This window comes from Duncaniella muricolitica (assembly GCF_910574735.1).
GTDB lineage: Bacteria > Bacteroidota > Bacteroidia > Bacteroidales > Muribaculaceae > Duncaniella > Duncaniella muricolitica.
The window spans coordinates 1-1,840 of sequence record NZ_CAJTCF010000157.1 but is presented as its reverse complement, the minus strand read 5'-3'; the positions used below and the strand labels follow the sequence as shown (position 1 = coordinate 1,840).

Annotated in this window: 1 protein-coding gene; it reads right to left on the bottom strand. The window is 43.3% G+C overall.

The genetic code is table 11. The features are described 5' to 3' along the window. Window positions 1–459: 459 nt before the first annotated feature. Entirely contained in the window at window positions 460–1,680 is a 1,221-nt protein-coding gene (locus QGT73_RS17265; protein ID WP_280123250.1) for a transposase, read from the bottom strand. Window positions 1,681–1,840: the final 160 nt, after the last annotated feature.

Below are 1,840 nucleotides of genomic sequence, written 5' to 3'. Positions count from 1 at the left end.
ATCTCTTCGACAAAACTAAATCTCAAAATTTCAATGTTCTCTACGACCCAAGTGGACCAAATTTATTTAATTTTTAACTAGCTCCCATTTTTATGGGACACTAGTGGAATTTTTTCGCAATTAAATTTCATCGCTTACCTCCTTTCCTCCAGAGAATAATGAACAGGACAAGGGATAAAAAATAGGTTATCCACATCAGAGTGGACAAACCATCTATATACATATAGTATCGTTCCTCTATTATGTCTATATTGTATGGTTCAATAATATACTTTGCATCTACATAGGCATTAATCCACGTCAATATGCCAACGATGAATATTGCGATAAATGTTATCAAGCCAACTATCTTCTGCCAAGTCTTCATTAATCTATCAATCTATTGGGAATTGTTGCTCCATTGAATCTATTATTTCCTCAAGTCGTGGATCAATAGTTCGTTAAAAAATTATTCATAGGCTAAGCGGCATCTACCGCCAAGCCAAGGAGTTCTTTGACAAGTTTAGCATTTAAAGTCTTGTTCGGGTCAATTCCGCTCAGGTCAAAAAATCTTTTTATGAAATGAGCGTTGACCATCAGAGACTTAATTTGACCAATAGAAAAGGGCATCTTCGTCTGCTTCCTGAGCACCTTAGTGATGTTGACGGCGGCAAGCGAAGCGTTGTAGGCAAAATCCAAAGCCTTTTCATTGCGAGCCTGACAGTCGAGCAATCCCGTGAACTGGTGACCGTCACGGAAACAGAACTCGATCTGAAACCGTGTCCGGTATATGTCATAGACATCTTTGCCACAGACAGAGGTGTCTGTTGAGAAATACAGTCGGTGTACACCTCCGGGCAGATAATGGATTACCAGCCGTATTTTCTGCTTCAGTGACTTGCACCATGCCACAAGTTCAAAGGCTTCGCCCTCCTCGGGCGCGATGTCAAGCCGGGTCATCCTGCTTTTGTCGGGATTGGAGAAGTCAATCTTGCCATCCTTGGTCTTGGGGCGTCCTCTTTTGCCGGTTCGCGGGCCTTCGTAAATGTAATACAGCACGGCATTGGAACGCAGACGGCTTATCAGTGAGAAGCCGATTTCTTTCAGACCCTCGACAAACGGCAGTACGGAGAAAGCGGCATCGGCAACGAGCAATGAAGTGATTTTCAATAAATCAGTACGATACTTCTCCAATACTGACAGATACCACTGGCTCAACGTCATATCCTTGGCTTTAAGTTCTGTCGCGTTAAGAGTCTGCACGGCACGAAGCATCATCGCGTCCTTGATGTCTGCATCGACCACAGCGATACCAAGTATCTCAAGTCCATGCTTCACAGCCGAAGCACATCCAGACCAGAACCGACCGACATGGTCTGTCTTTTTGCCCGCTTTGGAGACATAGCTGGGATCGATGGCGATAGCCAGTCGTTTCATGCCATACTGGAAACGGTCGGCAGCGAGATTCATGTTGAAGCACAGCCAGTCGAAATCCTTACGGAATGTCTGGCGGTATCGCTGTTCCTTACGTCTCCCGTAGCGTCCAAGTTGAAGAAAGTTTATCTTTCGCGGTATGCACATGATTAAAATCAGTATCTCGATGATGTTTGCTTTGAAAGTTTTGTTTAACTTTGTAGCGCAACCGAAGAAAGCTCTCCGGCAGATGCCCTCATATTGGTCAAGTAGTTCGAAAATCAGCATGTCTTTAAGTGTCGTGGAATAACCTTAAAGTTACTGAAAATCAACGACTTGACCAAATTTTTAGTGTTAAATTTTCATGCTAAACATCAGATTTTTAACGGATTAAACACTTGGCTCCTCGGAGCCGTTAACAAATTCTCAAAAAATAACCGAAGTATTG